Here is a 2,895-nt window from a genome sequence, read left to right as displayed (position 1 = left end):
GGTTGGTAGTGGTCCAGCCCGGTCTCGTTCTTGGCGGCCTGGAAGCATTCCTCGATCGCCCACCGGGACGCGGCCACCCGTGCCAGTTCTTCAAGCGGGGTGTGTTCATCGGCGAAGCAGATGTAGTAGGCCGTCTCATCGGGGTCGGTGATGCTTCTGCGGGCCAGCAGCCAGCGCCCTTTGCCTTCCTCGCGCCAGGGGCGGATATCGGCCCGCGCCCAGTCGTAGACGCGCGGCCCGTGGGCGCCATCGCCGCAGCTGAGCCGCTCCCATGCCTGCTCGGGTATCGCGGCGATCAACCGGTGGGCGCGTTCTTGGCCCAGGTTCATCGTGATGACCATCTGGGACTTGGGAACCGCGACCACATGACGGATGCCGTGGGCTTCCATCCATAGCCGAAGGCGGCTCACCTGGCCGTAGGCCTCGTCTGCGGTGACCCATCCGAAAGGGATGCCGGATTCCACGGCCCGCTGCAGCATCGCGTGGGCGAGTTCGTTCTTGGTCGCGAAGTCGATATCGTCGCCGATTCCCGCGGCCCGGCACCGGTCGCGGTCTTCAGCCCATGCTTTGGGCACGTACAGCTCCCGATCGATCAGTGCCCGCCCGTGAACGCCGGCATAGGCCAAGAACACGCCGATCTGGCAGTTCTCGATCCGGCCCGCGGTGCCGGAGTACTGGCGGGCCACCCCCGCCGACTTCGTGCCCTTCTTCAAAAAGCCGGTGTCGTCCAGGATGAGCACCCCGTGGTCGGCATCGCCCAGGGCTTGTGCGGCCAGGTCGCGGATGTCATCGCGCAGCCCGTCGGTGTCCCAGGCATAGAAGTTGAGCAGGCGCTGGAGGCGTTGGGGGCCGTGCTCGCCGATCATCTCGGCCAGGGTCCAGCCGTTCTTGCGTTCCAGTTCGCTGAGGAGTCCGCGCAGGTAGGAGGCAGCCTGGCGGCGGGACTCCACGCGGGGGAAGCGGTGGGCGAAGCAGGCGAGGAAATCGGAGAACTCCCGCGACCAGGTTTCCAGTTCAGTGGGGGGCACACACGGTTGCCTACCGTGTGTGCCCCCCACATCGCAACCTGTCGTTGCAGTACTAAACCAATGTTTCCCGGAAACCTTCGGGACCTTATAGGGCTATTGGGTCCGCCGGAAGGGCCCACGGGCCCAAAAAGTGCCTCTGTGGGCCCAAGAGGGGTGTATGACCTGATCTTTAGTGCTGTGGCCGGACGTGGTTCCTAGAGTGGGTCTCTCATGGAGGGTGGACGCGTGGCAGCACTTCCTGACTTTTATCAACTGCGGCAGTGTTGGCTGAGTGCGAGACTTTGACCTGGGATTTTGTCGTCTGGGGTGGATGAACCTGCACACTAAACGAGCCTTCTAGGCTGGGCGCATGGCCTATGCCCACACGGTGAAGACGGCCTCGGGCCCGACAGCGGTGCAGATCATGCACTCCGCACCCCGCGGCTCGCGGACATCGAGCACCTCGGCTCAGCCCACGACGAGGAAGAGCTCGAAGCGCTCAAAGCAGCCGCGCGGCAGCCTATGGCCACCGGGCAGGGCGAGCTCGACCCGGGCATCGGCAACGCGTCGGGGGGCGGCGGGAGGTCACGGCGGGCCGCTTCCGATCACCTCTTCGCGCATGGGGCACCTGTGAGACGGGCCCGCGGGCCTAGGAAGTGCTCGGGTTCGACCGCGCAACCGACGCAGACGCGGTGTTTAGGGCCCTGGTGCTGGCGCGGGTCATCGAACCCACCAGCAAGCTCGACTCGCTGTGGGTCCTGCAGGAGGCGGGGATCAGCCCGCCGTCGCATCCGACGGTGAACCGCCGCCGGTCCATCTTCGCGACCGAAGCGTGGCGGCAACGGCTGGCCGCGGCATGCGCCCGGCACACCGGGCTGGGCCCGGCCAGCCTCGTCCTCTACCACGATTCCACGCTGGACTTCCAGACCGATGCGGGCAACGGTTTCCGCGAGCCCGGCTTCTCCACGGAACGCCGTCTGGAGCCGCAGATCACCATCGGGCTGCTCACCGACGCCTCGGGGTTCCCGCTGATGGTCAACGCGTTCGAGGGCAACAAGGCCGAGACCACGACGATGCTGCCGGTCATCCAGGCGTTCATGGCCACCCACCGGCTGCCCGACGTGACGGTCGTGGCGGACGCGGGCATGATCTCGCAAGCCAACAAGCGGGCCATCGACGAAGCGGGGCTGTCGTTCATCCTGGGCATGCGCATCCCTGAGGTCCCCTACACGGTCGCCCAGTGGCGCCGCGACCACCCCGACCAGGACATCCCCGACGGGCACATCTTCACCCAGCCCTGGCCCGCCGGCCCCACCGGCAACCGCCGTGACCAGATCATCTACTACCAGTACCGCCGTGATCGCGCGCGGCGCACCCTGCGCGGCATCGAGGAGCAGGTCGCCAGAGCCGCCAAGGCGGTGGCCGGGAGCGTCCCCATCAAGCGGAACCGGTTCATCGCTCTGTCCGGCGGCACAGGGAAAGTCAACCGGACCCTGGAGGCCAAGGCCCGGGCGCTGGCCGGACTCAAGGGATACACCACCAACCTCCAGGCCACCGCCGAGTTCGTGATCGGCGCCTACCCCCGGCTGTTTTAGATCGAGACATCGTTTCGCATGTCCAAGCACGATCTGAAGGCGCGCCCCGTCTACCACCGCAAACGCGACTCGATCGAAGCGCATCTGACGATCGTGTTCGCCGCGCTGGCCGTGGGCCGCTGGATCGAAGAGCGCACCGGCTGGCCGATCACGAAGTTCGTCCGCACCGCCCGCCGCTACCGAACGATCGAGATCCAGGCCGGAGGGCACACCCTTACCGCCGCAGACCCTCTACCTGACGGCCTCCGCAGCGCGCTCGGTCGCACCCATAGCAGTGCGGGTGCGCACTAACT

At 66.8% G+C, this 2,895-nt stretch carries 1 protein-coding gene and 1 pseudogene; one reads left to right on the top strand and one right to left on the bottom strand.

Translation table 11 applies throughout. The features are described from left to right. Positions 1 to 1,013: IS701 family transposase (locus ABD259_RS25560; protein ID WP_425573579.1), on the bottom strand; the 1,013-nt coding region annotated here is incomplete at its 3' end. Positions 1,014 to 1,377: 364 nt separating this feature from the next. On the opposite strand from ABD259_RS25560, the pseudogene ABD259_RS25555 reads away from it, so the two are divergent. Continuing rightward, positions 1,378 to 2,893: pseudogene (locus tag ABD259_RS25555) on the top strand (IS1634 family transposase). Positions 2,894 to 2,895: the final 2 nt, after the last annotated feature.

The organism is Nocardiopsis rhodophaea, from assembly GCF_039530945.1.
In the GTDB taxonomy this organism is placed as follows: Bacteria; Actinomycetota; Actinomycetes; order Streptosporangiales; family Streptosporangiaceae; genus Nocardiopsis_C; species Nocardiopsis_C rhodophaea.
The sequence above is the reverse complement of the archived record's forward strand: the minus strand, read 5'-3'. Positions and strand labels throughout refer to the sequence as shown.